Annotated in this window: 27 protein-coding genes; 17 read left to right on the top strand and 10 right to left on the bottom strand. The window is 70.2% G+C overall.

Features of this window, described 5'->3' with window-relative positions; genetic code table 11:
• Nucleotides 1–599 (bottom strand): DUF6542 domain-containing protein (locus JFN87_RS15995; protein ID WP_372449236.1); only part of this gene is annotated, 599 nt, incomplete at its 3' end.
• Between the two features lie 181 nt (nucleotides 600–780).
• On the opposite strand from JFN87_RS15995, the gene ychF reads away from it, so the two are divergent.
• The gene (gene ychF, locus JFN87_RS16000; RefSeq protein ID WP_209340739.1) at nucleotides 781–1,869 is read left to right on the top strand and encodes a redox-regulated ATPase YchF; all 1,089 of its coding nucleotides are present in this window, start codon (nucleotides 781–783) and stop codon (nucleotides 1,867–1,869) included.
• Nucleotides 1,870–1,972: 103 nt separating this feature from the next.
• Here the strand turns inward: ychF and JFN87_RS16005 are convergent, their stop codons facing one another.
• Nucleotides 1,973–2,554, bottom strand: coding sequence for a Uma2 family endonuclease (locus tag JFN87_RS16005; protein ID WP_209340767.1), 582 nt, complete (start codon nucleotides 2,552–2,554; stop codon nucleotides 1,973–1,975).
• Nucleotides 2,555–2,836: 282 nt separating this feature from the next.
• Between JFN87_RS16005 and JFN87_RS16010 the strand changes: the two genes are divergently transcribed.
• Nucleotides 2,837–5,050 carry a DEAD/DEAH box helicase gene (locus tag JFN87_RS16010; protein ID WP_209340740.1) on the top strand — a complete coding sequence of 738 codons (2,214 nt, stop codon included), beginning with the start codon at nucleotides 2,837–2,839 and terminating at the stop codon, nucleotides 5,048–5,050.
• A gap of 32 nt (nucleotides 5,051–5,082) precedes the next feature.
• On the opposite strand, the gene JFN87_RS16015 is transcribed toward JFN87_RS16010, so the two are convergent.
• Nucleotides 5,083–6,582 carry an MFS transporter gene (locus JFN87_RS16015; RefSeq protein WP_209340741.1) on the bottom strand — a complete coding sequence of 500 codons (1,500 nt, stop codon included), beginning with the start codon at nucleotides 6,580–6,582 and terminating at the stop codon, nucleotides 5,083–5,085.
• Between the two features lie 80 nt (nucleotides 6,583–6,662).
• Between JFN87_RS16015 and JFN87_RS16020 the strand changes: the two genes are divergently transcribed.
• The 6 genes from JFN87_RS16020 to JFN87_RS16045 all read left to right on the top strand — a co-directional run bounded on the left by JFN87_RS16020 (nucleotide 6,663) and on the right by JFN87_RS16045 (nucleotide 10,061).
• Nucleotides 6,663–7,091 (top strand): winged helix-turn-helix transcriptional regulator, encoded by a 429-nt coding sequence (locus tag JFN87_RS16020; RefSeq protein ID WP_209340742.1) that lies wholly within the window; start codon nucleotides 6,663–6,665, stop codon nucleotides 7,089–7,091.
• Nucleotides 7,092–7,113: 22 nt separating this feature from the next.
• On the top strand, nucleotides 7,114–7,329 hold the full coding sequence (locus JFN87_RS16025; protein ID WP_209340743.1) for a type II toxin-antitoxin system Phd/YefM family antitoxin: 216 nt from the start codon (nucleotides 7,114–7,116) through the stop codon (nucleotides 7,327–7,329).
• A gap of 173 nt (nucleotides 7,330–7,502) precedes the next feature.
• On the top strand, nucleotides 7,503–8,303 hold the full coding sequence (locus JFN87_RS16030) for a helix-turn-helix domain-containing protein (protein ID WP_209340768.1): 801 nt from the start codon (nucleotides 7,503–7,505) through the stop codon (nucleotides 8,301–8,303).
• Nucleotides 8,300–8,494: a DUF397 domain-containing protein gene (locus JFN87_RS16035; RefSeq protein ID WP_209340744.1), complete on the top strand. Its 195-nt coding sequence runs from the start codon at nucleotides 8,300–8,302 to the stop codon at nucleotides 8,492–8,494. Before JFN87_RS16030 ends, JFN87_RS16035 begins: the two co-directional genes overlap by 4 nt.
• 82 nt (nucleotides 8,495–8,576) lie before the next feature.
• The gene (locus JFN87_RS16040; RefSeq protein ID WP_209340745.1) at nucleotides 8,577–9,161 is read left to right on the top strand and encodes a TetR/AcrR family transcriptional regulator; all 585 of its coding nucleotides are present in this window, start codon (nucleotides 8,577–8,579) and stop codon (nucleotides 9,159–9,161) included.
• A gap of 135 nt (nucleotides 9,162–9,296) precedes the next feature.
• A complete protein-coding gene (locus JFN87_RS16045) occupies nucleotides 9,297–10,061 on the top strand; it encodes an SDR family NAD(P)-dependent oxidoreductase (RefSeq protein ID WP_209340746.1) in 765 nt (254 codons plus the stop codon).
• Nucleotides 10,062–10,066: 5 nt separating this feature from the next.
• Here the strand turns inward: JFN87_RS16045 and JFN87_RS16050 are convergent, their stop codons facing one another.
• Nucleotides 10,067–11,023 carry an SDR family oxidoreductase gene (locus JFN87_RS16050; protein WP_209340747.1) on the bottom strand — a complete coding sequence of 319 codons (957 nt, stop codon included), beginning with the start codon at nucleotides 11,021–11,023 and terminating at the stop codon, nucleotides 10,067–10,069.
• Between the two features lie 91 nt (nucleotides 11,024–11,114).
• Between JFN87_RS16050 and JFN87_RS16055 the strand changes: the two genes are divergently transcribed.
• Together JFN87_RS16055 and JFN87_RS16060 are read left to right on the top strand one after the other, a co-directional pair.
• Complete coding sequence (locus JFN87_RS16055; protein WP_209340748.1) at nucleotides 11,115–11,780, top strand: TetR/AcrR family transcriptional regulator; 666 nt, start codon at nucleotides 11,115–11,117, stop codon at nucleotides 11,778–11,780.
• Nucleotides 11,781–12,023: 243 nt separating this feature from the next.
• Nucleotides 12,024–12,395, top strand: coding sequence for a hypothetical protein (locus JFN87_RS16060; protein WP_209340749.1), 372 nt, complete (start codon nucleotides 12,024–12,026; stop codon nucleotides 12,393–12,395).
• Between the two features lie 17 nt (nucleotides 12,396–12,412).
• Here JFN87_RS16060 and JFN87_RS16065 read toward each other — a convergent pair whose 3' ends face one another.
• Nucleotides 12,413–13,417, bottom strand: a complete 1,005-nt coding sequence (locus JFN87_RS16065) for a ketopantoate reductase family protein (protein WP_307865471.1) — start codon at nucleotides 13,415–13,417, stop codon at nucleotides 12,413–12,415.
• A 119-nt stretch (nucleotides 13,418–13,536) separates the two neighbouring features.
• On the opposite strand from JFN87_RS16065, the gene JFN87_RS16070 reads away from it, so the two are divergent.
• Both JFN87_RS16070 and JFN87_RS16075 read left to right on the top strand, forming a co-directional pair.
• The gene (locus JFN87_RS16070; protein WP_307865472.1) at nucleotides 13,537–14,157 is read left to right on the top strand and encodes a TetR/AcrR family transcriptional regulator; all 621 of its coding nucleotides are present in this window, start codon (nucleotides 13,537–13,539) and stop codon (nucleotides 14,155–14,157) included.
• 131 nt (nucleotides 14,158–14,288) lie between these two features.
• The gene (locus JFN87_RS16075) at nucleotides 14,289–15,059 is read left to right on the top strand and encodes a hypothetical protein (protein ID WP_209340751.1); all 771 of its coding nucleotides are present in this window, start codon (nucleotides 14,289–14,291) and stop codon (nucleotides 15,057–15,059) included.
• A gap of 82 nt (nucleotides 15,060–15,141) precedes the next feature.
• Here JFN87_RS16075 and JFN87_RS16080 read toward each other — a convergent pair whose 3' ends face one another.
• A complete protein-coding gene (locus JFN87_RS16080) occupies nucleotides 15,142–15,939 on the bottom strand; it encodes an OBAP family protein (protein WP_209340752.1) in 798 nt (265 codons plus the stop codon).
• 273 nt (nucleotides 15,940–16,212) lie between these two features.
• Here JFN87_RS16080 and JFN87_RS16085 point away from each other — a divergent pair, with 273 nt between their 5' ends.
• Entirely contained in the window at nucleotides 16,213–16,539 is a 327-nt protein-coding gene (locus JFN87_RS16085; RefSeq protein WP_209340753.1) for an ArsR/SmtB family transcription factor, read from the top strand.
• A gap of 16 nt (nucleotides 16,540–16,555) precedes the next feature.
• Here the strand turns inward: JFN87_RS16085 and JFN87_RS16090 are convergent, their stop codons facing one another.
• A complete protein-coding gene (locus tag JFN87_RS16090) occupies nucleotides 16,556–17,173 on the bottom strand; it encodes a hypothetical protein (protein ID WP_209340754.1) in 618 nt (205 codons plus the stop codon).
• A gap of 144 nt (nucleotides 17,174–17,317) precedes the next feature.
• Between JFN87_RS16090 and JFN87_RS16095 the strand changes: the two genes are divergently transcribed.
• Nucleotides 17,318–17,932 carry a TetR/AcrR family transcriptional regulator gene (locus tag JFN87_RS16095; RefSeq protein WP_209340755.1) on the top strand — a complete coding sequence of 205 codons (615 nt, stop codon included), beginning with the start codon at nucleotides 17,318–17,320 and terminating at the stop codon, nucleotides 17,930–17,932.
• Here the strand turns inward: JFN87_RS16095 and JFN87_RS16100 are convergent.
• Nucleotides 17,927–18,586 carry a TetR/AcrR family transcriptional regulator gene (locus JFN87_RS16100; protein WP_209340756.1) on the bottom strand — a complete coding sequence of 220 codons (660 nt, stop codon included), beginning with the start codon at nucleotides 18,584–18,586 and terminating at the stop codon, nucleotides 17,927–17,929. The two genes, JFN87_RS16095 and JFN87_RS16100, sit on opposite strands and share 6 nt — an antisense overlap.
• A gap of 108 nt (nucleotides 18,587–18,694) precedes the next feature.
• Here JFN87_RS16100 and JFN87_RS16105 point away from each other — a divergent pair, with 108 nt between their 5' ends.
• Entirely contained in the window at nucleotides 18,695–20,308 is a 1,614-nt protein-coding gene (locus JFN87_RS16105; protein WP_245179902.1) for an FAD-dependent oxidoreductase, read from the top strand.
• Nucleotides 20,309–20,316: 8 nt separating this feature from the next.
• Here the strand turns inward: JFN87_RS16105 and JFN87_RS16110 are convergent, their stop codons facing one another.
• Nucleotides 20,317–21,177: a DUF427 domain-containing protein gene (locus JFN87_RS16110; RefSeq protein WP_209340757.1), complete on the bottom strand. Its 861-nt coding sequence runs from the start codon at nucleotides 21,175–21,177 to the stop codon at nucleotides 20,317–20,319.
• Between the two features lie 206 nt (nucleotides 21,178–21,383).
• On the opposite strand from JFN87_RS16110, the gene JFN87_RS16115 reads away from it, so the two are divergent.
• Nucleotides 21,384–23,225 carry an MOSC and FAD-binding oxidoreductase domain-containing protein gene (locus tag JFN87_RS16115; RefSeq protein ID WP_209340758.1) on the top strand — a complete coding sequence of 614 codons (1,842 nt, stop codon included), beginning with the start codon at nucleotides 21,384–21,386 and terminating at the stop codon, nucleotides 23,223–23,225.
• Between the two features lie 18 nt (nucleotides 23,226–23,243).
• Here JFN87_RS16115 and JFN87_RS16120 read toward each other — a convergent pair whose 3' ends face one another.
• Nucleotides 23,244–23,693, bottom strand: a complete 450-nt coding sequence (locus JFN87_RS16120; protein WP_030903240.1) for a MarR family winged helix-turn-helix transcriptional regulator — start codon at nucleotides 23,691–23,693, stop codon at nucleotides 23,244–23,246.
• A gap of 169 nt (nucleotides 23,694–23,862) precedes the next feature.
• On the opposite strand from JFN87_RS16120, the gene JFN87_RS16125 reads away from it, so the two are divergent.
• Complete coding sequence (locus JFN87_RS16125) at nucleotides 23,863–25,359, top strand: MFS transporter (RefSeq protein ID WP_209340771.1); 1,497 nt, start codon at nucleotides 23,863–23,865, stop codon at nucleotides 25,357–25,359.
• The last annotated feature ends 142 nt before the right edge of the window (nucleotides 25,360–25,501 follow it).

A 25,501-nucleotide genomic window follows, 5' to 3' on the forward strand; every position in this document is an offset into this window, starting at 1 on the left:
ACGACGGCGCGCACGGCCGCGTCCGACCGCGCGGCCTCCGCCGCGCGCGCCGCCGCGTTCCTCGACTGCCGCCGCCCCATCTGCCGGATCTTGCGCACGGACGCGATGACGCCCGCGATCAGCGTGCCGCCGTACAGCCACCCGGCGTGCATGGCGAGGGCCGTGACGACGCCCATGACGTGACCGGCGAAGCCGCCGGAGCCGGCGGACAGCAGAACGGTGCCGGCGGCGAACGCGATCGGCACGGCGATGGGCGCGGTCACCAGGTCGGCCTCGCGCACCCACAGCGCGGTCGCCGCGCTGACGGGCAGGAACAGTACGCCGAAGAAGGCGGGCGAGTCGCCGAAGAGCAGATCGTCCACGAAGCCGAGGAAGACCATCACGGCGGTGGCGAACAGGCCGGCGCCAAGGCCCGTGAGGCGCGGGTTGGGGAGTCTGCGCAGAGCGGCCACCACGGGCGGCACACGCCGCCCGGAAACCGACGAGGCGCCGGGCGCCACGGCCGCCCGGTAGGCGCCGGCCGGCTGCGCGTAGCCGCCGCGCGTCAGGTGGGAGGCGGGGGTGCGGCCCTGGGGTCGACGTGTCCTGTGCTGCTCCACCGGACCAACGTAAGTGGCGCGGGGTGACGAACCGGGCACGGGACACGCCCTTTGGACGACCTTGGCGCTGCGTTCGAGGAAGCGACCGGTGACGCCGGGGCCCGGCGCGCCCGTAGACTTAACAGCTGACATAACCCCGCCGGTACCCCAGTCCACCGCACCCACAACGGAAGTCGCCACCGTGTCGCTCACGATCGGAATCGTCGGTCTGCCGAATGTCGGCAAGTCGACCCTGTTCAACGCCCTGACCAAGAACGACGTGCTGGCGGCCAACTACCCGTTCGCCACGATCGAGCCCAACGTGGGCGTGGTGGGCGTGCCGGACCCGCGCCTGGCGAAGCTCACCGAGCTGTTCGATTCCCAGCGGACGGTTCCTGCGACGGTCGACTTCGTCGACATCGCGGGCATCGTGCGCGGCGCGTCGGAGGGCGAGGGCCTCGGCAACAAGTTCCTGGCGAACATCCGCGAGTCCGACGCGATCTGCCAGGTCATCCGGGCTTTCAGGGACGAGAACGTCGTCCACGTGGACGGCAAGGTCTCGCCGAAGGACGACATCGAGACCATCAACACCGAGCTGATCCTCGCCGACCTGCAGACCATCGAGAAGGTCCTGCCGCGCCTGACGAAGGAGTCGCGCATCAAGAAGGACGTCCAGCCGAAGGTCGCGGCGGTCGAGGAGGCCCAGTCCATCCTCGAATCGGGCCAGACGCTCTTCGCGGCGGGCATCGCCCAGGGCACGGAGCGCGCGGAGCCCCTGCACGACCTGCACCTGCTGACGACGAAGCCCTTCCTCTACGTGTTCAACGTGGACGAGGAGGAGCTGACGGACGACGCTTTCAAGGCGGAGCAGCGCGCACTGGTCGCCCCGGCCGAGGCGATCTTCCTCAACGCGAAGCTGGAGTCGGAGCTCGTCGAGCTCGACGACGACGAGGCGCTCGAACTCCTCCAGTCGGTGGGCCAGCAGGAGCCCGGCCTCGCCACCCTGGCCCACGTCGGCTTCCGCACCCTCGGCCTCCAGACGTACCTCACGGCGGGCCCCAAGGAGTCCCGGGCCTGGACGATCAAACAGGGCGCCACGGCCCCCGAGGCGGCGGGCGTCATCCACACGGACTTCCAGAAGGGCTTCATCAAGGCGGAGGTCATCTCGTACGACGACCTCCTCGCCACAGGCTCGGTGGCCGAGGCCCGCGCGGCGGGCAAGGCACGCATGGAGGGCAAGGAGTACGTGATGAAGGACGGCGACGTGGTGGAGTTCCGCTTCAACGTGTAGCGGATTGGTCACTGAAAGCCGGTCATTTCGTCAGAATAGCCGGACAGAGGGTCGGACTTGGGAGTCCGGCCCCTGCCGCATTTCGTACTGACTCGGTCCTGGCTCAGCCGCGGCGGGGTGGAGCAAGCTTCTCCAGGTCGAGGTTGATCTCGAACGGCACCGGACGGATGAGCGAGCCCCTGAAGATGCCAACGGGTACATAGGTGGCGGTTGGCTCGTCGAGTTCGTAGACGTGGACGACGGGTGTTCCGTCCTCGTCCTCGATGCGCCAGTAGTGCGGGATGCCGGCCTCTGCGTATTTGTGAAGCTTTACCGTGCGGTCCCGGTGTGCGGACTCGGGGGAGACCACCTCGACGGCGAGTCGTACTTCATCCGGTGTGAACCAGGTGCGGTCACCGTCGAAGTCGGCCGTCGTCACCAGCAGATCCGGCTCGGGTCGATTGCGTTGATCGAGTTTGATGGTCATCTCCCGTCCGACCCTTACGTCGGCCGGAGCCTGCTCCATGAGAGCCACGGTGAGCATCGTGACGAGATGGCCGTGCCACCACCGCTGCGGGGACATCATGAATACGAGGGCTCCGTCGATCAGCTCGGTGTGGCGCGGTGCTTCCGGGAGGCGGTCCAGGTCCTCCGCGAACCAGCCTTCCGCGCGGGGCGGGCGCATCCAGTCGGGCAGTGCGGTCATGGCCCAACCGTAGCGACTCGACGAGGTCCGGGCCACGAGGTCGACGAGGGCGGAGGAACCGCCGGGCCCGACATGGGCGCGTACAGCCGCGGCGAGATCCTCGGGCAGGCTGATCGAGTACTTCCTGCCGCCGCTCATGGTGCCGATTCTTCCGGTGGTCGTAAGGCTGAGGGCGTGAATGACTGCCGCGAGGTTCGGTCGATCCGCAGGGAGCTGCGAACGCCCGTCGAGGCCCGGTGTGGGCGGTGGGAAGATGCGGGGAGGGTCGGCGAGGGGGGAAGCGTGGGGCGTGGTGAGCGGGACACAGTCGCGGGGGGAGCGCGACTGCGTCAGGCGGCGCAGGCAGTGGTCGGTGACCACGCAAGGGCAGTGGAGGCGGTACGGGCGGCACTGAAGCCGATCCACGATGCGGCGGTGAAGCGGGAGCTCGACGCCATTCCCGTCGCCCGGCTGCAGGACGTCACTGAGGGGCGGCTGCGGCTGGGGAGCGTCGAGAAGAGCGGACTGCGCACCCTGGGCAGCGTTCTCGAAGCGGGCCCCTACCGGCTTCGGCAGATCCCAGGTGTCGGGCAGCGTACCGTCGACCAGGTGCTCGCCGCCGCCCGCCGGCTCTCGGAGGCTGTGCACGAGACCGTGGCAGTTCACATCGACGTGGATCGGCCGGAACCGCGCACCACCGCGCTCGTCATGGCCCTGCACGTCCTGGTGGAGGCCGGCCCGGACGCCCGGCGTGCGGTCGACAAGGCCGCCGCCTTGGCGGAACGGCTCGGTCCCTTGCTGGCCGACGCGAAGCCCGCCTCCGGAAGGGTCCGGATGTTTCTCGCGGGCCGGGAGAAGAAGGCTCGCGCGCGGGCGGCGGTCTCCGAGACCCGGTCGCTGGTGGACGAGGCGGAGCGGGCCGGCCTGCCCGAGCTGCTCGCCCAGGCGTCGGTGGACCTGCTCCGGGGCCTCTCGTCCGACGTCGCGGCCTGGGTGGACTTCGAACTCCGCTCCGCCGAGTACTACAGCCTGCTCGCCGAATTCTCCGGGCGGCTGCCGGACGCGGCTGCCGCAGAGGGCTTTCTGCCGGACGAGGTCGCGGAGCGGGTACGGGCCCAGCACCTCGACGACACGCACCGGCGGGTCTCCCTGCGCGGTTACCAGGCGTTCGGCGCACGGTTCGCGCTTGCGCAGCGCAAGGTGATACTCGGCGACGAGATGGGCCTCGGGAAGACCATCCAGGCGATCGCCGTCCTCGCCCACCTGGCCGCCGAGGGACAGAGTCACTTCATGGTCGTCTGCCCGGCGAGCGTCCTCGTGAACTGGACACGGGAGATCGAGGCCCGCAGTGCCCTGCGCGTCATGGTGCTCCACGGTCCCGACCGGCACGACGCCTTCGCCGACTGGAAGGGGCGCGGCGGCGTCGGGGTGACCACGTTCGACGCGCTGCGCGGCTTTCCCGCACCGGGTGGTGAGGAGGTCGGGCTGCTGGTGGTCGACGAAGCGCACTGCGTGAAGAACCCGAAGGCCAAGCGGTCCCAAGCGGTCGGCCTATGGGCGGAGCGTTGCGAGCGCACCCTTTTCATGACCGGGACCCCGATGGAGAACAGGGTCATGGAGTTCCGCAACCTGGTTCAGATGCTCGACGGCGACGTCGCGGGCTCCCTCGGTGAACGGGACGCGTTGGCCGGATCGGTCGCTTTCCGCAAGGCTGTGGCCCCGGTCTATCTGCGGCGCAACCAGGAGGACGTGCTGACCGAACTCCCGAGCCTTCAGCAGACCGACGAATGGGAGGAGCTGAGCGCTTCGGACGAGGAGGCGTACCGCGAAGCCGTGCGCACGGGCAACTTCATGGCCATGCGCAGAGCCGCGTACACGCGCCCCGAGAAGTCGGCCAAGCTGGACCGGCTCCGGGAGATCGTTCGGGAGGCCGGCGAGAACGGGCAGAAGACCGTGGTCTTCTCCTATTTCGTGGACGTACTGGGCGTGGTGAAGGAGGCCCTCGCGGCCGGAACCGCCGGGGCTACTCCGGTGTTCGGTCCGCTGACCGGCGGCGTCCCGGCCCAGCGTCGCCAGACGATCGTCGACGACTTCGCCGGTGTCCAGGGCCCGGCGGTGCTCCTGGGGCAGATCCAGGCAGCGGGCGTCGGCCTCAACCTGCAGGCTGCCTCTGTCGTCGTGATCTGCGAACCCCAGATCAAGCCGACCATCGAACATCAGGCGGTGGCCCGGGCCCACCGTATGGGCCAGGTGAGGCCGGTTCGCGTGCATCGTCTCCTCGCCACCGGAGGCGTGGACGAACGCATGGTGAAGATGCTGGAAGCCAAGACGCGCCTGTTCGATGCCTATGCCCGCCGCAGCGCCGTTGCCGAGGCCACCCCGGACGCGGTCGACGTGTCGGACACCGAGCTGGCACGTCGCATCGTCGAGGAGGAACAGGCTCGCCTGGGTATGACGGACGAGGGGCTCATGCCTGCCGAGGGGATCGGGCACAGTCAAAACAGTGAGCCTGGCTGATGGGTCTCAGGCATGTCGTCGAGCTGTCGGGCTCACGCCGAGGCTGTGTCCGATTCCGCCGCGCGGGAGGCGCTGGGGCGCGCGGTCGGTGCGTTCCCGGGCCGGGGCCGCGGCGGGTTGCGCAGCACGGTCGCGGCGACCACGAGGGCGCCGAGGACGAAGCAGGAGCCGACCCGGAAGGCGAGCTGGTAGCCGCCGGTCAGGGCCTCGGCCCGGGCGGTGCCGTCGCCCAGCAGGGTGCCGGCGTGCGAGGCGGCCAGAGTGCTCAGGACGGCGAGGCCGAGGGAGGCACCGACCTGCTGCATGGTGTTGAACATGCCGGATGCCAGCCCCGAGTCCTGCGGAGTGGCACCGGACATGGCCAGGCCGGCCAGTGACGGCATCGCGAGGCCGAAGCCGATGCCGAGCGGCAGGGTCGCCGGGAAGACGTCGGTGAGGTAGGCGCCGTCCGCAGAGATCTGGCCCAGGAGGCCAAGACCGCCGGCGATGAGGACGAGTGCCGTAAGGAGCACGGATCGCGGTCCGACCTTGGCGATGAGGCGCGGGGCGAGGAACAGCGACATCGGGCCGATCAGCAGCGAGACCGGAACCACACCGAGGCCAGTCTCGACTTCGTCAAAACCGAGCACGTTCTGCATGTAGAGCACGGCCAGAAACTGGAAGCTGAACATGCCGGAGATCATCAGGGTGTGGGAGCCCAACGCCCCGGTGACATTGCGGAACGTGAACATCCGGGGCGGCAGCAGCGGGTCCTGTCCCTTGGCCTGGCGTACGACGAACGTCGCCAGCAGGAGCAGAGTTGCGAGGCCGAAGCCGAGAGCGTGGGCGGAGCCGAAGCCGTAGTCGGCCGCCTCGACGATGGTGTAGACGGCCAGCATGAGCGCGGCCGTTATCAGGACGGCGCCGAGCGCGTCCGTCCTCTTGCCCTTGCCCGCGCCCTCCTCGGCCCGTAGCTTGCGCTGGGCCATGACGACCGCCACGGCGCCGATCGGCACGTTCACGAAGAAGATCCAGTGCCAGTTGATGATCTGCGTCAGTACACCGCCCAGAAGCAGGCCGAGCGTACCGCCCGCGGACTGCACAAAGCTGTAGACACCGATCGCCTTGGCCCGGTCCTTGGGTTCGGTGAACATGGTGACGATCATGGCGAGTGTGACCGAGGACGTCACGGCACCGCCCACACCCTGGATGAAGCGGGACACCAGCAGCATGGCCGAGTTCTGTGCCACCCCGCAGAGCAGGGAGGCCACGGTGAATACGGCCAGGCCGCTGGTGAAGACGCGCTTGCGTCCGAAGAGGTCGCCGAACCGCCCCGCGAGCAGCAGCAGGCCGCCGAAGGGGATCAGGTAGGCGTTGATCACCCAGCCGAGGTTTGACGGAGACAGGACCAGGCTCTCCTGGATGGACGGCAGCGCCACATTCACGATGGTGCCGTCGAGGATCACCATCAGCTGGCCGGCGCAGAGGATCGCCAACGCGAGCCGGCGAGACGCACCGCTGGCTGCTCGTGCGGGCACGACCTGAGCGGACATGGGACTCCCTTTCATGGGGTTCACTTTGTTACGGAGACCATTTTGTGTAACCATGACCGCCTGCGTAAGGAGGCACTTTTATGTCCCGGAGTCACATTGATGTGACGGAGCAGGTCGACAACCCGGCGTGCCCGGTGACCGAGGTCCTGGACCGTGTCGCCGGCAAGTGGGCCATCGGCATCCTCGTGGCCGCAGCGAAGGGCCCGGTACGCTTCACCGAGCTGGAGCGCGGCATCGAGGGCATCAGCCGCCGCATGCTCACGCTCAATCTGCGAAAGCTGGAGCGTGAGGGTCTGCTGGTGCGTACCGTCTATCCGACCGTTCCGCCAAGGGTCGAGTACGAGTGCACCGAGATGGCGCTCGAGCTGAATGAGACCCTCCTCGCCCTCGTCGACTGGGCCAGGCTGCACAGCGGCGACATCGCCTGCGCCCATGCCACGTACGACGCTGCGCAGGCGCAGGATCAGGAAGCGGCACCATCCACCCGATCGGTGCCGTTGTCGGCCTGACGCTGCGCTTCAGCGGGGCAGGATGTTTGGCCGCTCACGTGCGCGGTCTCCTTTTCCGCTGATCAAGAAGGTCAATGACGATCACGAGGCCGTGGAAATCGTCCACCAGCACGGCAATGCCGTGCTGGTCTCTGCCGAGGACTACGCGGCGCTGCGTGAGGGCTCGTACCTGCTGCGCTCGCCCGCGAACGCGCGGCGGCTGTTGCGGGCCTACGAGAACGCCCTGGCGAACGTCTGATCCCCTGCTCGACGGGGTGAAACCGCCTGTTCGTGTCACCGAGCGTGATCGGTTCGCTCTAGTCTGTTCGGGAGATCCTTCGGTTGTGACCTGAGAAGGGGGCAGTTGTGACGGCTGGGGTGGCGGAGGGGACGCAGGGAGCCTACGACGAGGCGGAGTTGAGCGCCGACCTGATGCGGGCCGTGGGCAAGCAGGTCAAGCTGCTGCGGGAGCGGGGCGGGCTCACGCAGCGGGAGTTGGGGGAGCGGCTCGGGTACAGCGAGGAACTCGTCTCCTCGTTGGAACGCGGCAGGCGGACGCCGCAGCGGGAGTTCCTGGAGGCAGCCGACGAACTGCTGGGCGCCGGCGGGTTGCTGCGTGCCACGATCGATGACATCGAGCGGGCCAAGGCGAAGGCGCGGGTCCGGCACCCGGCGTGGTTTCGGGACTATGCCCGGCTGGAGCGGGAGGCGGTTGAGGTCAATTTCTACAACTGCCACGACGTTCCTGGGTTGTTCCAGACCGAGCGGCGGATCCGTGCTCTGTACGAGATGCGCAAGCCGTTGCTGGACGAAGAGACCGTGGAGCAACGGGTGACTTCCAGGCTGGCACGGCAGGAGATCCTCACGCAGTGGCCACCGCCGATGATCACTGCTGTGGTGGAGCAGGTGGTACTGCAACGCCCGTTGGGCGATCGCGCAGTTCACCGCCAGCAGTTGGAGCAGCTGGTGCGGCTCGCGCGGCTGCGCAATGTGGAGCTTCAAGTTATGCCGACTGGGCGAACGGAGCACGCCGGCATGGGCGGCTCCTTCATCCTGCTGACACCGAAGGGCAAGCCGCAACTGGGATACACGGAGGCGCAGAGCTCCAGTCGACTGGTCACGGAAACCGAGGAAGTTCGTATCCTGGCCGCTCGGTACGGCAGCGTGCGGGCGCAGGCCCTTACGATGCAGGAGTCCATTGCCATGATCGAAAAGATGCTGGGGGAGCTATGAGCACCGCCGAACCTGCGCCCATCGAGTGGTTCAAGAGCAGCTACAGCGGCAATGAGGGTGGCGAGTGCCTGGAGGCCGCCGCCACCCCCGGCGCCATCCTCGTTCGCGATTCCAAGGCCCCGGCCCGTGCCCAGCTCGTCTTCCCTCGCTCGGAGTGGGCCGCGTTCGTTCGGTTCGCCGGGGAAGGCTGAGCTGCCCCGCCCGAGAGCCGGGCGGCCATGTGAACACGTAAATACTTGACCGATCGTTTTAGTATCTCCTAGAGTCCAAGCCATGGCCAGGACCAAGGAGTTCGACCCGGACGCCGCACTTCAGTCAGCCCTCGAGCTGTTCTGGCGGCGTGGTTACGAGGCCACCTCGGTGGCGGACCTCGTCGAGCACCTAGGCATTGGCCGCGCCAGTATCTACGCCACGTTCGGCAGCAAGCACGAGCTGTATCTGAAGGCGCTGGACCGGTACAGCGAGAATCGCGACCCCGCTCTTCTGTGCGAACTGTCCCAGCCGGGACCCGCGCTACCTGCTGTGCGAACGGTGGTGCGGCGATTCGCGGACGAGGCGGACTCGAGCGGCCGGCGCGGCGAAGGGTGCTTCGTCACCAACACGGCCGCTGAACTGGGCGCGCACGACGTGGCGGCGGCCCGCCGGGTCGAGGCGAGCTGGGAGCGCATCGAGACGTCACTGTATTCGGCGCTGATTCGAGCTCGCGCTCAGGGCGAGCTGGCCGCGGACCGCGATCCGCGGGCGCTCGCACGGATGCTGCTGGTGCTCATGCAAGGACTGCGGGTGGTCGGCAAAGTGTCGCACGATCCGGGCCGGGCGCGGGATGCGGCCGAGCAGGCGCTGCGGCTGCTGGACTGAGTGGCGGGGCCTCCCGAGCGAGGCAGGCACCTCCATGAGCCTTTTATGGAACGGTCAGTCAAATACCAGGGGGGCGGAATGGCCGTCCCCGCCAAGCAAACCGACCACTGATCAACGGCCAAGGAAGTCATCACTATGACCGAGCGCTTCACGAGCAGGACCGTCCTCGTCACCGGCGCGGGCTCCGGAATCGGCCGGGCCGTCGCTCTCGCTTTCGCCGCCGAGGGGGCCTCGGTCGTCGCGGCCGGACGCACTGCCCGATCCCTCGGCGAGACCGTCTCCCTGATCGAGAAGGAGGGCGGGACCGCAGCCGCGATCACTGCCGACGTGAGTCGCTCCGCCGACGTCAGGACTCTGGTCGACCGCGCCGTCGAACGCTTCGGCAGCCTCGATGTCGCCGTCAACAACGCTGGAGTGTTCCGGGGCGGCGCGCCCGTGGCCGACCTCGCGGAGGGGGACTGGCGCAGCCTGCTCGACATCAACGTCACTGGTGTCCTGTTCTGCCTCCAGGCCGAAGTCGCCCGGATGCGGACCCAGTCCACGGGCGGCACGATCGTCAACATCGCCGCCAACCTTGGTGCTCACCGCCGTGTTCCTGGCCTGGCCGGCTACATCGCCAGTAAGGCAGCCGTCTCCGCCTTGACCCGGGCCGCCGCTCTGGACCACATCGCCGACGGCGTCCGCATCAACGCCGTGAGCCCCGGACCGTGTGACACACCCATGTCACTGCGCCCCGGCGAGAGCGACATCGACCGCGCCGCTCGGATGAAAAGCGTGTCCCCGCTCGGGAGGGTCTCGTCCACCGACGAGGTCGCGGCAGCGGTTCTGTACCTGGCCTCGCCGGATGCCGCCTCTGTGGTCGGCGGCGACCTCGTCATCGACGGCGGTGCCGCTGCCTGACGGCGTCAGCCGTGCGTGGGCTGTTCCTCGAAGCGCACGCCCGTGCGTTCCTCGGAGAGCCGCCAGACGCGCCGCGCGTCGTCGGCGCTCCGCAGCCTGCCGTACAGCTTCTGTTCGGCCGGCGGGCCGCCCAGGTGGCCGGGGCCGCTGGGGCCGTAGAAGCCGCCCGGCTTGGCGTCGGGCGAGGTGGCGGCGTAGAGGGCGGGCAGCTGCGCGCTCCGTACCGTCCCCAGGAGGATCCCGCGGGACGACAGGGCCCGGATCAGGCGCACGCCCAGGGTGTCCTTGTCGCGTCCCACCTCGGGGCGGGCGGCGAGCAGGTTGGTGGGGGCGACCCCCGGGTGCGAGAGGTTGCTCGTGATGCCCCAGCCGCCGGCTTCGCTGCGCCGGTTGAGCTCCAGGCCGAAGAGGCCGAACGCGATCTTCGACTGGCTGTAGGCGCGCATGCCGCTGTAGGACCGCTCCCAGTTCAGGTCGTCCCAGTTGATGGCGCCCTGGTTCGCCGCGACACTGATCTGCGACGTGACGCGTGCGCGGCCCGCGCGCAGCAGCGGCAGCAGGTGGGCCACCAGGGCGAAGTGGCCGAGGTGGTTCGTGCCGAACTGCAGCTCGAAGCCGTCGGCGGTCGTCTGGCGTTCTGGCGGTGTCATGACGCCGGCGTTGTTGATGAGCAGGTGAACGGGGTCGCCCTCCTCCAGGAGGGTCCGGCCGAGCGCCGCGACCGAGTCCAGCGAGGACAGGTCGAGCGCGCGCAGCGACACGTCCGCGTCGGGCACCTGCTGACGGATCCTGGCGAGCGCCGCCTCCCCCTTGCGCGGATTGCGGACGGGCAGGACGACCTGCGCTCCGGCGCCGGCCAGGCGCGTCGCGATGCCGAGCCCCATCCCGTCGCTCGCCCCGGTGACGACGGCACGCTTCCCGTGCAGGTCGGGGACGGTGATGTCGAAGGTTCGGCGTGGCATGTGAGTTCCCTCGTCCAGGGGCGGCCATGAAGTTGATGCCGGGCGGTATCAGAAACGTACTTCTGGTACCAGGGTGTGTCAACATGAGGCCATGGTCATACCGCCCCTGGTGCGTCCCTACCGCGGAACCCCGGCACAGGACCGTGTCGCCCAGCGGCGCGAGGCGCTGCTCGATGCGGCACTGCACGTGTTCGACGCCGACGGCTGGAGCGGCGTGAGCGCGCGCCGTGTCTGTGACGAGGCCGGCCTGACGCGCCGCTACTTCTACGAGAGCTTCGAGGACGTCGACGCCCTGATGGGCGCGCTCTTCGAGGAGATCACCGGCGAGGTGCGTGCAGCGGTGCGCACCGTGGTGGCCGCCGCCGACGCGCCGCCTGCGGACCTCGCGCGCCGGGCCGTCTCGCGAGGTCTCGACGTCCTCATGGCCGTGCCCGCCAAGGGGCGCTTCGTGGCCAGTGCCCAGAGCGCCGGCGGCGCTGTCGCCGCGCACCGCGCCCGGGCGCTGGACGACCTCGCTTCCATCGTGGAGCGGGGGTTCATCGCGGAGCACGTCGACGCCGCGCCGCCCCTTGGGGCCGCGCCGCCCGTTGGGTCCGGGCAGGCCCGGGTCGCCGCGGTGGCGGTGGTCGGAGCCGTTCTGCGGATCATCGACAGCTGGCTCGGCGGCGAGCTCGACGTGACCCGCGACGAAGCGGTGGCCTGGAGCACCGCCGCGGGGCTCGGGGCCATGGCCGCCGTCACGACCGCTCAACGGTAGGGAGCGCCTGCGTCCGGTGGTGACCCGAGCCACCGGGCAGTGCGGTCCTGCGACGGACGCCACGTTTCCCCTGACGGGTGTCCCACAGGGGCAGGCGTTGCCCTGATCACGGGACCGGGCTCGCGGCCCCCGACCGAGCCCACGCTGACCGCGCCGGTCCTCATCCCGGCCCTGCGATCGTCGTACACCCGTACAATCGTCGCGCCGCACCGAAGGTAAGAGGGACGGGCGAGAGGGTCTGGCATGACGTCGAAGGGGGCGAGGCGGCGGGCGGCGTGGGCGCGCACCGGGGTGCTGCTTGGCCTGTGGGTCCTCGTGATGTGGGGGTCGTTTTTGGCCCTGAGGGGCATTGGGGAAGGCGGACTCGCCGATCACGTCGTGTGCCCCGGGACCAATCTGGGCCCGGAAGGCGAGGAGAATCCGAGGGTGCGTCCCGGTGACCGGTGCTACCTGCCTGGCGGGAACAAGTACAGGGGCTACAACGAGCAGTGGGCGTTTCAGCGGAAAGCGCACGACAAGATCGTCATCGGAGTGCGCCTGCTCGGCGGCGGCGCGCTGGGGATCGGCGTCCTTGTCGTGCAACGACGGCTGGCAGCCCGCTGGAAGGCCCATTGACCTGCGAAAACCCTCGTTCATGACTCCAGCGCGGTCAGCCGCGGGAGCGGGACGCCCAGCCTGCGGGCATCGGCGAGCACGTCCCTGGTGTAAAGAAACATGGCTTCGCGGCCGAGGTGACCCGTTTCCTCGGCTTGGGTCATGATGGAGCCGTAGATGTTCTCCGGTCGCAGGAATTTCTGCAGGAGACGACCGAGCAGCCCCGCAGGGACGTACGAGAAGGCGGCGGCACCCAGCCTCGGTGTCCCGCCCTTCGCTTTCAGCAGTGGAACCATTTCGCGAATGAGCAGGACGGATTCCTTGACGTCGGCACGCGATTCGATCGACTTGGAAAAGCTACCGGATTTGGCCGCTGGGGCCAGCAGGCCGGCGTCCATGATGAAGTGGAACCACAGCCAGCTGCGGAAGTCGCGCTGCTCGGACACCCTGAAGCCCGCGTGCCTGAACAGGTCGCGTACCTGCCGGTAGCGGTCGGTCCGGTTCGAGTCGCCGCAGTGGCCCAGGAAGACGGGCTTCAGCAGCCCGCCGCGGAGGGCGCTGCCCGCGACGCCGCCACCGGCGCCCGGGAATCCCCAGACGACCTGGGCGCTGGGCAGGGCGGACACCGCGTCGGCGGGTTCGCTCCAGACGTTGTTGAAGACGAGTACGGTCGCGTCGCCGACGCGCGTGCTCAGGAACGTGACGGCCGCGTCGAGTTGGTCGTGGTTGACGCTCAGCACGATCAGGTCGTAGCCGTGACCGGCGTCCAGCTCCTCGCGCATGGTGATCGGCCACGTCTCGCTGACCGTCACTCCCTTGCGGCCGCCGGCCCGTCCGTCCTGGATCCGCAGGTCGACTTCGGGTCCGTACTGTGCGGCCCTGCCGGGGCGCACATAGAAATCGACCTGGTTTCCGGCCTTTTCCAGCGCCCAGCCGTAGAGCATGGCAATCGTGCCTCGGCCGAACATGAGGATTTTCATGACGTTCTTCGCTTCCTCGGAATGCGGTGACGGGAAGGGCGGTGCTGCCGCCTGCTCGGCCACGCTAACCTGAGAAGTGGACGACTGTTTCCACATGCGAGAAAGTGAGAGAAATGCCTGCGGATCTCTCCCGGAAAGCGACCGGGGAATCACCCGACAGCGAGCACGGTGTATCCGGCGGATTGCGCAGTGACGCCCAGCGCAACCGTGACCGCATCATCCGGGCGGCCCACGAGACGTTCACGGAGCGCGGAACGGCCGTACCCATCAGCGCGATCGCGCGCCGCGCGGGCGTCGGGGCCGCCACGCTGTACCGCCGCTTCCCCACGCGCGCCTCGCTCGTCGCCGCGGTGTTCGACGACCAACTCACCGAGTGCGCGGCCGCGTTCGACGAAGCGCTGGCCGACCCGGACCCGTGGCGCGGCTTCTGTTCCTTCGTCGAGACGGTGTGCGCCGCGCAGGTCGCCGACCGAGGCTTCACCAACGCCTTCCTCGCCCAGCACGAGGAGACCGACGACGGCCGCCGCCAATGGGACCGCGCCGAACCCGACCTCGCGCGGCTCGTCCAGCGCGCCAAGGAGGCCGGACGTCTGCGCGGGGACTTCGACCCCAGCGACGTCCTGGTGCTGCTCCTCGCCAACAACGGATTGGCCGCGCAGCCACCCCACATCGCGGAGCCGGCGTCGCGGCGGCTGGTGGCCTACTTCCTCCAGTCCGTCGAGGCGGACCGGACCGCGCCCCTGCCACCGACTGCCCCGCTGGACCTCGACGAGATCCGCCGTTCTTTCGCCGGCCTCCAATAGGCCCTCGTCCGTCAGGTAGTTGTGCCCGCACACCCCGGTCTCGCCAAGACGTCGGCCGCTCGGCGAAGTATGCTCGGCCGGTGGACCAGTTGCCGGTCGACTTCAGACAACTCCGCCTGCGAGAAGCTCACATGGCCGCCGGCTCTCGCGACCACTCGACGACAGGACGTCTCACCCGTCACGTCGCCAACGGCTGCCTCGTCCTGCTGATGATCCCGGTGGCTCTGTGCACCTACCTCTGGTACCAGGCGTGGCACACGGGACACGTGAACACCCAGCGGGAGCATGCCGCCATGGCCACCGTCCTCGGGAAAGCCCAGCACGCCTCGGACTCCACGGCCCGCGCACTGAACTCGACCCGCGCAACCGCCCCCGACGCACTGACGGCGGTGATCTGGCGGCACACTCACGCCCCCGTCATCGTCTACGACCCGACACACAGCACGTACACCGCCACGACCTCGTGGTCCGCCACGTACAGCGAGACGGGATTCGTGATCACTGGCGGGCCCACCAGGGTGGAACGCTGCTTCACTCTGACGTACTCCCGGACGGCCGGCGCAGCGTGGACGACGAAGCTGGCCGAGCGCCACGACGACCCCTGCGCATCAGGCCGGTCGATCGCACGCGAGGTGGATTGGGCACGGGACCGCATCGCGAACATGACCACTGAAGAGGTGTCCCAAGCGAAAGTAGCCCAGGCGTTGGCCCCCACCGACCGGCTGCGCGACGACGTCGTCAAGAAGGTCGTGCGCCACGACGGCGCGGCCGTCGTCGTCGTGCTCGTTCGCGATGGCGGCGTCAGCCCGCCACTCCAGCAGTGTTACGCGATCACGCGTCGGCCTGGTGCCGACGACGCCCGCTCGCACGCCGTGACCGCCGTGCCTGTCGCCACCTGCTGAGGCCCCCCGCGTGGCACCGGGCGTGAGCTCGACCACGGCTGCGGCAGTGGGGAGTGGCGGGGGAGCAGGGCTTCGCTCGCGGCTACCGCTTGAAGTCCGTCTCCTCGATCCGTGTCCGCACGGTCCTGCCGCTCTCCCACGCGTTGGCGCCCGGTGCTACGTCTGGCATCGGGATGTCGGCCCTGTTCTGCCGCTTGTGCGCTGTCGAGACGCCGAGCCTGCGGTCACGGTCGCGGACCAGGTCGTCCGACACCTGGCCGTCCTCGGTGAAGCCCATCATCAGTTGCGGGATGCCCAGCGGGAAGTCGTCGCGGTCGTACTGCCACGTGTGGAACGTCTTGCCGTAGGTCGTCACGAGGTCCTCGAAATAGGCGTGTTCGGCCATGTCCGGGATGCCGGGGGCGGTGAGTGAACCGGACTTCACCTCGTATTGGTGGCTGTGCCAGAGCCGCTTTTCGTCCTCGGGGAGGCCGCGGAAGCGCTCCTCGCTGATGATGTACTCGATGCCGATCAGGCGTGCGTCGGGTGCGTTGCGGTCGAAGATCACGCACTGGTGCAGGTCGTGCCGCAGGTGGATGCAGAAGTGCGTGGCCTCCACCTGGCGGCCCATGTCGTCGGCGTACATGTGGAAGCCGTTGAGGTACGTGCTCATCGCGTCGAGCGGGTACTTCTGCTGCATTGCGCCGGCCGCCAGGTCGAGCGCCCGGTGCTTGAGCGGATGCCCCTTGCCGATCTTGCTGATCGTGGCCGCCTTGCGGCCGAACAGGAGTCCCGCCGCGGCCGTCATGCCCGCCGCGACCCCGATGCCGATGGACGCGGCCGGCCCGCGGCCGTGACCGTGCGTGCGGCGCGTGCGGTACGTGCTGTGTGTGAGTGCCATGCGCGACGGGTGCCCTTGCCCGCGCAGGACGTAACGGGACGACGTGACCGCGGCTCGACGGACGCCCCCCGGCGGTTCAGCACGCGGTCGGCGACCACGGCGGAGACGTAGAGCAGAGCCGCGAGCACGGCGAAGGAGGGGAAGATCGTGGTGCCGCACCAGACCGTCGCGCCGCTGCCGACGAGGAGCGTGGGCGGGGCGTGATGAGCGCGCCGTAGGCGGAACGCCGAGGGTGAGTACGGTGTTCGTCAAACCTGAACGTGAAGGTGCCTGATGCCGTCCTGGGAAACCCCGCTCGACCAGTTGCCGCCCGTCGGACCCGTGCAGAAAGTGCTGCGCGCCCTCGCGGACCCCGCACGCCTGGAGATGGTTCGCCGCCTGGCGACTTCGTCCGCCGGTGAAGCCCCCTGCTCGGACCTCTACGAGGGACTCAGCAAGTCCACCGCGACCCACCACTTCAAGATCCTCGTGGAGGCGGGGATCGTCCACCCGGTCATGGTCGGCTCCTCGCGTGGCCACCGCCTGCGGCGCGCGGCCCTCCAGCAGGCGGCGCCCGGCCTGCTGGACGCGCTGACGGAGGCGCTGGCCCGCGAGGGCTGAGGTCACGCGGCTGAGGTCACGCGTCCTTGCCGGCGCGTCCCGTGCCGCGCCCCGTGCCGCGTCCAATGCGGAGCGCGGAGACGAGGAAGAAGACGCCGCCGAGGACGGCGTAGCCGGCCAGGCTGCCGAGAGAGGCGTTGTCCTTGCCCGCTTGCGCGAAGAAGGACGCACCGGCGACGGCGGAGATCGCGCCGCTGACGATCATCGGCCACTGGCCTCCGAGACCGCGCCGGACAGCGCCGACCACCAGCTGGACGAGGCCCGCCGTGATGGCCCACAGGCCCCACACGCGCAGGACCGACGGGATACCGGACGTGGCGGCGACGACGAGGCCGACGCCGGCGAGAGCGCTGAGCGCGATGTTCACGTACAGGGCGCGCGCCTGGCCCTGGGCCGTCCCGGGCGCCCTCGCTGCCCTGGCCGACCGGATGTCGGCGACGGCACACGCCACGTCGAACAGCGGGTAGAGCACCAGCAGGGTCGCACTCAGCGGGCCCAGCGTGCCGGCGGACGCGAAGAGCAGGATGGCCCACACGGCGGCGAACGCGAAGCGCAGGAGGTACAGCTTCCGCAGGGCCGCGGGGGCCGCGTGCGCGGCGGTGGGGGCGGGGCGGGGGTCGGCGAGAGCGTCCATGGGGTGGCCTTTCGGGTGGTGGATATGTGGCGTTGATGTGAGGGAGAACGTTCGGTCTTCTGTGGCTCGCCGGTATTCAAGAGGGCGTCATGAGTACTTGTCAAGACCGAACGTTCTCCCTCGTGGGTGCGATAGTCTGGCCCCATGAGTCGGGGCACAGCAGGCGGCAGCACGTCCGAAGCGCGGGCCAGGCTGCTCGGTACGGCGACGAAGATCTTCTATGCGGAGGGGATCCACTCCGTCGGCGTCGACCGGATCACCGCCGAGGCGCAGGTGACCCGGGCGACGCTGTACCGGCACTTCGCCGGCAAGGAGGAGCTCATCCTCGCCTACCTGGACCAGGCCGACCTGGGCATCAGGGCGCAGGTCGCCGCCGCGACGGCGAGCGCGGGCTCGGCGGCCGACAGGGTGCGGGCCGTGGGCCGGTCCATCGCCGACGGGATCCAGTCGCCCGGTTTCCGCGGATGCGCCTTCCTCAACGCGGTGGCCGAGTACCCCGACCCCACCCACCCCGTCCACGAGGCCGTGCTGGCCCACCGCGAGTGGTTCCTGAGCACCGTCACGGAGCTGCTTGACCAGGCCGGGCACGCGCCCGCCGACGCGGCCGGCCGGCATCTCGTCATGCTGCGGGACGGGGCGATGGCCGCCGGCTGCCTCTTCGACCCTGCGCTGGTGTCCGAGACCTTCCTGCAGGGCGTCGACGGGCTTCTGCGGACGCCCGCCGGTAGCGGTGCCGTGCGCGCCGCGCCCGGTTCATGAGGACGTCGGCGGACGGGCGCTCCTGTCCGTCCGGTCGCCGCGTACGAGCCGGTGGCCGCGTACGAGCGGCAGGAAGAGTTCGTCGACGATCGTCCTGATGCGCTCGGGGTCCAGCGGGCCGAGGTCCATCAGCATGTCGTGCCTGACCAGGTCGAACGGCATGGCCAGCACGGCGGGGTCGATGTGTTCGAGGTCGATCTCGCCCCGGTCGTGGGCCTGTTGATAGATGGTCCGCGTGTGCGGTAGCCCTTGCGCATCCATCACCCGCTCGCGTGCCTGGGACGGTGTGAGGCCGGTGTCGGCCAGCAGGCCCGAGAAGGCGGCGGCCGCGGCGATGGCGAAGAACCCGGCGAGCGATTCGCTCATGGCCGTCAGCTGGGCGAGCAGGTCGCCGCGCAGGCTGCCGGTGTCGGGGACGGTGACCGGGTTGGCATTCCTGTGGTGCTCGATCGCGGCGAGCACGAGCTGGTCCTTGTTGGCCCAGCGCCGGTAGAGCACCGCCTCGCTGGTGCGGGCGCGTGCGGCGATCGAGCCCATCGTCAGGCGCGCGTACCCGGCCTCGACCAGCTCGTCCCACCCCGCCGTGAGCAGAGCGGCCTCCAGCTCCTTGCCGTGACGCCGGCGGCGGGCGGGCGCGGGGTCCTCGGTAACCACCACGCCACGATAGAAAGGTTTGCCTTTCTTAGCAAACCGTGCCTACTCTGATGAGAAAGGGATTCCTTTCTTGCGTTGACGGGTCGGCGAGCTGACGAGGTGATCGAGATGGCTGAGACAATCGGGACGACGACCGCGGTGCTGATCGTCGGTGCCGGGCCGACCGGTCTGACGCTGGCCTGCGAACTCGCCCGCCGCGGCGTCCCGTTCCGCCTGATCGAGGCGTCCGACGGCCCGCAGCCCGGCTCGCGCGGCAAGGGCATCCAGCCGCGCACCCTGGAGCTGCTCGACGATCTCGGCATCGCCGACCGCGTCATCGCGCACGGCCTGATGGCGATGCCGATGCGGTCGACCGCCCCCGACGGCCGGGTCACGCTGGGCGGCGGCGAGCCCGAGTCCCTGCGTGACCGCCCCGACATCCCGTACACGACGAGCCTGATCACGCCTGAATGGCGCATCGAGGAAGCCCTCAGGCTGCGGTTGGCCGAGCTCGGCGGCGAGGTCGAGTTCGGCACGTCGCTCACCGGGTTCGGCCAGTCGGACGACGGTGTCTCCGCCGTGGTCGTCAAGGGCGGCGAGACCGAGACGGTCACCGCCGGCCGGCTGGTCGGCTGCGACGGCGGCCACAGCGTCGTACGCAAGGAGGCCGGCATCGCGTTCGAGGGCGAGACGCGGGAGGAGGTGCGGATGATCGTCGCCGACGTGGCGCTCGACGGCCTCGACCGCGACGCCTGGCACATGTGGCGCCACGCGGACGGCCTCGTCAGCCTCTGTCCGCTGCCCTCGACCGATCTCTTCCAGTACCAGGCTCTCATCGCGCCGGGACAGGACCCCGAGCTCAGCCTCGCGAACATGCAGACGATCCTCGATCGACGCAGCGGACGCAGCGGACGCAGCGGACGCACCGGCATCCGTCTCCACGAGCCGGAGTGGTCGTCGCTGTGGCGCGCCAACATCCGCCTGGTCGACCGCTACCGGGAGGGCCGCGTGTTCCTCGCGGGCGATGCGGCGCACATCCACTCGCCCGCGGGCGGCCAGGGGATGAACACCGGCATGCAGGACGCGCACAACCTCGGCTGGAAGCTCGCGGCCGTCGAGATGGGCGCCCCGCGTGCGCTGCTCGACACCTACGAGGCCGAGCGGCGCCCGGTCGCAGCCGGCGTGCTCGCGCTCTCGAACGAGCGCCTCCGGCAGACGCTCGAACAGAACGGCATGTCCGTCCAGCGCGACACCAGCACGACACAGCTCGGCGTGGGCTACCGCGGCTCCGCACTCGCACGCGACGACCGGGGCGGCCGCGACGACCGCGACGACCGCGACGACCGCGACGAGACGTGCTTGCTCCGCGCCGGCGACCGCGCCCCCGACGCGACCGGGCTGACGACGGCGGAAGGCGGGCGCCGGCTGTTCGATCTGACGCGCGGCGGGCGCTTCACGCTGCTGGACTTCGGCGCGACGGACGCGACGGACGCGACGAGCGCGGCCAGCGAGACAAGCCCCCTGGCCGCCGTCGCGCCCCCTCCGTCAGGCCTCAGGACGCTCCGCGTCGGCGGGCAGCCGACCGGGCCCGACGACGTCGCCGACACCGCGGGCCACCTCGCCGCCGCCTACGGCGCGGGCGAGCGCACGCTCGTGCTGATCCGCCCCGACGGCCATGTCGGCCTGATCTCCGACGCCGGTGACGTCTCGGCCGTGCGGGAGTGGCTCACCGCCGTCGGTTGAGCCGGCGTTCAGCGGCCCTCCACCTCGTCGACGTCCAGCCCGCGGTCGATGCCGTGCGGGATCACGTTCTGCCCGGGCTCGGGGCGCAGCCGCTCGCCGTCGAGCCGGACCTCGACCTTGTCCGCCTCGAACGACACCAGGTCGCTGACCCTGTCGACCTCGCGGTACGCGTCGCGGTACGACCACGCGGCACGGCGCGCGTCGCCGATGTCGTAGTAGTCGCACAGGCCCTTGTAGGGGCAGAACGTCCGGCCCTCGACCGGGAGCAGCCGTGCCTCGTCGACGTCGCCGCGCGGGACGTACCAGCGCGGCGCGAACCCCGACTCGAAGAGCACGACGGGGTGCTCGGAGCGGGCGATGACGGCGTCACCGAGGCGGACCTCCAGGGTCCTCGACGTGTCGCGGATGTCGATGCGGTGGTACGGGTCGGCGGCGTGTCCCAGGACCCGCTCGTCCTCCTCGTAGAAGGCGTCCATCGCCCGCCACGCGAAGGCGATGCGCCCCTCGAACTCTGCGGCATGGGCGGGCGGCGCGGCGAACTCCCAGGCGGCGCGCTCGGCGGTGCGGTCGCCCGCGCGTACGGCGTACCAGGAGGTCTCGCCGAGGTCCTTGTGGTGGGTGACCTTGCCGCTCGGGACCAGGGCCTGGTCGACGACGTCCGCGCGGGGGAAGTAGGCGACGGGGTAGCGGCTCGGCTCGTGGAGCAGCAGCACGTCCTCGCTGTCGGCGATCCACACCCCGTGGAACCTCACGCGCATCCTGCGGCGCAGCCGCTCCGCGTAGAGGAGCCGTTCGGGGAGTGGGTCGGCGGTGAGGAAGTGCCCGATCGCGCCGGCGGAGAGTGGGCCTTGCTGCCAGGACAGTCCCATGGCGGGTTCCTTCTGGACGGAGAGGCCGTGGTCGCGACCCCTGGGTCGAGCTGTATCGGTCCTTGCACCCAGTGGAACACGCTCGCTATAACCAGTCAAATGGTATTAGCCGGTTAGAGTGAGCGCGTGGTCCGTGCGGCCGGGGCGAATTAGGATCGGGATCGGTGCACGGGCCGATACCCGGCCACCCCCGCAGGAGGTCCGCAATGGCGACGCTGCTGTCGGTCAACGTGGGGAAGCCCCGTGATGTCCCCTGGAAGGGGAAGACCGTCCACACCGGAGCGTGGAAGTCCGCCGTGGAGGGCCCCCGCATGGTCCGGCGGCTGAACGTCGACGGTGACGGCCAGGGCGACCTGGCGGGGCACGGTGGGGAGATCAGGGCCGTCCTCGTCTACCAACTCCAGTCGTACCGGTACTGGCGTGAGCAACTCGGCCGGGACGACCTGGACTTCGGGATCTTCGGCGAGAACTTCACCGTGGACGGCCTGCCCGACGACGAGGTGTGCGTCGGCGACCGCTACCGCGTGGGCGAAGCGGAGTTCGAGGTCACCCAGCCGCGCGTGACCTGCTACCGCGTCGGCATGCGCCTGGGCGAACCCACCATGGCGTCGCTCCTCGTCGCCCACCACCGCCCCGGTTTCTATCTGCGCGTGATCACCGAGGGGCGCGTCCGGGCGGGTGACGAGATCACCCTGACCCGCAGGGGCCCGGAGGAACTCACCGTCGCGGACGCCGACGCGCTGCTCTACCTGCCCCGCCGCGACCCCGAGAAGCTGCGCCAGGCGCTGAACATCCCGGCGCTCAGCCCCGGGTGGCAGCAGTCCTTCCGCGAACTCGCCGCGGCCCGGCAGCCCGAGGCCGAACCGGGGTGGCCGGAAGCCGGCGCCGGGACGCGGCAGCCCAAGAAAGAGCCGGCGTGGCCGGGCTTCAGGGCGATGCGCGTCACCCGCATCGTCCGGGAGACCGCCACCGTCTCGTCGCTCTACCTCGACACTCTCGACGGAGCGCCCGTGCCGGACGCCCGCCCGGGCCAGTACCTCTCCGTGCGCCTCACCGCGGATGCGAAAGCCTCCGGAGCCCCCGCGGTCCCCGGGACCGCTGAAGCCCCGCATGCCCCTGCGGCCCCCGCCGTGCGCAGCTACTCGCTCTCCTCCGTGCCCACGGACTCCACCTACCGCATCAGCGTCAAGCACGAGCCGCACGGCAAGGTCAGCGGCTTCATCCACGCCGCGCTGCGCCCCGGGGGCCTGCTGGACGTGGCCAGTGCGCGCGGGACGTTCGTGCTCCAGGGCGGCGACCGCCCGATCGTCCTCGTGTCCGCGGGCATCGGCGCCACCCCCGTGCTCGCCATGCTGCACCGGCTCGCCGCCACGAAGGACCCGCGGCCCGTGTGGTGGATCCACACCGCCCACGACCGCGCACAGCACGCCTTCGCCGACGAGGCGCACGCCCTCCTTGAGCGGCTGCCGACCGCCCAGGAGCACATCTTCTACACCTCCGACGCTCCGCGCCCCGGCGAACTCCACGTCACCCAGGGGCGTCCCACTGCCCGAGCGCTCGCGGACATGGGCGTCCCCGCCGACGCCGACGCGTACCTCTGCGGGCCGTCCGCCTTCATGGACGCCCTCTCCGGCTTCCTGCGCGAGCGCGGCCTGCCGCCCGAGCGGATCCACACCGAGCAGTTCAGCGCCCTGCCGGCGATCAACCCCGGCGTCACAGGAGGCACCGGCGTCACAGGGGTCGCCGGGCAAGCGGCGGTCCGTCCGCATCAGCCGCCCGGCGCCCCGGGCACGGGCCCCCTCGTCACCTTCGCGCGCAGCGGCGTCACCACGCCCTGGTCGGCCGGCCACGCGTCCCTCCTCGACCTCGCCGAGGCGTGCGACGTCCCCACCCGCTGGTCCTGCCGCACGGGCGTGTGCCACACATGCGTCACCCACCTCGTGGACGGCGACGTCACGTACACGACGGAGCCGCTCGAACCTCCGGAGCCCGGCACCGTCCTCGTCTGCTGCAGCGCGCCCGCCGGCGAGGTCGTCCTCGACCTTTAGCAGGCCCCGGCCGCCCGCTCAGGGCCGTGGCCAGGGCCTGCCGCCGAGGCGTTCGATGTCGGTGTTGAAGCGCCGCAGGTACGAGGCGAACGCGCTGATGTCCTCGTCCGACCAGTCCGTCATGACCCGGTCAAGGCCCTCGACGGTGCGTTCGCGCTCCTCGTCCAGCATCCGGGCGCCCGCGTCCGTGATGCGGAACTTGCGGGCCATGCCGCCGCCGGGGTCGGGGATGCGCTCGACGAGCCCGGCGTTCATGGCCGCGGCGGTCTGCCGGTTGAGGGTCGAGGTGTCGAGGCCGAAGGCGTCGCTCAGCTCGCCGATCGACATCGGTCCCTGCACGCGGATGCGGCTGAGCAGGATGTAGGCGCTGCGCTCCAGGGAGCTGTCCTTGCGGTTCCTGTGGTGCACGAGGGTGTGCCGTCCGAGCAGCATCTGCTCGTACTCGACCTCGTACGTGGGTTTGACCATGCGCTCGGCGCCTCCCGTCTGTCGCTCGGGCCCTGCCGGCGCGTCCCTCGGCGCGGCCCGCGTCCATCCTACCCAGCGATGTGTGCCATACATCTATCGTGGCTCATGCATATCGCATGTACGATGCATGTCGGCATCCCTGATCGACCTGACAACCGAGGAGTCCGGTATGGACGCTCCCCAGCCATCGGCCCGCGCGGGCGGCGTCATCGCCACGCTGGCCTTCGCGGGCACCGCGGCGGCGCTTATGCAGACGCTGGTCACGCCGCTCATCGCGGAACTGCCGCGCCTGCTGCACACGTCCGCGTCGAACGCGGCCTGGGTCATCACCGTCACCCTGCTCGTCGGCGCCGTCTGCGTGCCGGTGTCCGGGCGCCTGGGCGACATGTTCGGCAAGCGCAGGATCATCCTCGCGTGCTGCGTGCCGCTGCTGGTGGGCTCGGTGGTGTGCGCCCTCTCGTCCTCCGTCATACCGATGATCGTCGGGCGCGGCCTTCAGGGCATGGGCATGGGCATGGTGCCGCTCGGCATCGCGCTCCTGCGCGACACCGTCCCGGCCGAGCGGCTGAGCTCCTCCATCGCCCTCGTCAGCGCCTCCATGGGCATCGGCGGCGGGCTCGGCCTGCCGATCGCCGCGGCCGTCGCGCAGTACGCCAGCTGGCGCGTGCTGTTCTGGGGTGCCGCCGTGCTGGCCGTGGCGATCGCGGTGCTGGTCCACTTCCTCATCCCCGACGTGCCGACCGGGTCGGCCAAGGGCCAGCGCTTCGACGGTCTCGGCTCGATCGGCCTCGCCATCGGTCTTGTGTGCCTGCTCCTCGCGGTCTCCAAGGGCAGCGACTGGGGCTGGGGCTCGGGGACGACGCTCGGCCTGCTCGCCGCCGCCGTCGTCGTGCTGGTGGCCTGGGGCCTGTGGGAGCTGCGGACCCGCGACCCGCTGATCGACCTGCGCACCACCGCGCGTCCCCGGGTGCTGCTGACCAACATCGCGTCCGTCTTCGTCGGCTTCGGCATGTACGCGAGCATGCTCGTCATGCCGCAACTGCTGCAGCTGCCGTCGGCGACGGGGTACGGGCTGGGCCAGTCGCTGCTCGCCTCCGGCCTGTGGATGGCGCCCGGCGGCCTCATGATGATGTTCGTCTCCCCGCTCGGCGGGAAGCTCACGGACGCCAAGGGCCCCAAGTTCACGCTGATCAGCGGCGTGCTGGTGATCGCCGTCGGCTACGGACTCTCCCTGCCGCTGATGGGTTCCGCGTGGGGCCTGATGCTGGCCGCCATCGTCGCCAACAGCGGCGTCGGACTCGCGTACGGGGCGATGCCGGCGCTGATCATGAGCGCCGTCCCGCTGTCCGAGACGGCTGCCGCCAACGGCTTCAACTCGCTGATGCGCTCCCTCGGCACGTCGATCGGCTCGGCCGTGATCGGTGTGGTCCTCTCCCAGATGACCGTCTCGATGGGCGGCTTCAAGATCGCATCGGAGTCCGGCTTCCGCACGGCGCTGCTGGTCGGGTGCGGTGTGTCGCTGGTCGCTGCGCTGATCGCGGCCGCCATCCCGGCCGTCAGAGCGGCGACGGCGGGCGGCGGGAAGCCTGGCCGCGGGGGAGGGGACGGCGTGGCGTCCGCGCCGGGGGAGGTCCCCGCGCCGGGAGCGGCGGCGCTCGACGCCTGAGCCCGGCAGGGGCCCGCCCCCGGCAGGGGCCCGCCCCCGGCCTCGCCGGGACCGATGGGCGGGCCGCTCGCCTAGGCTTGCCACGACGGCGGGGCAGACCGCGACCCGTCGCGGGCCACTGCCTGCCACCGCGGGCCACTGC

The sequence above is a fragment of the Streptomyces montanisoli genome (assembly GCF_017813245.1).
GTDB lineage: Bacteria > Actinomycetota > Actinomycetes > Streptomycetales > Streptomycetaceae > Streptomyces > Streptomyces montanisoli.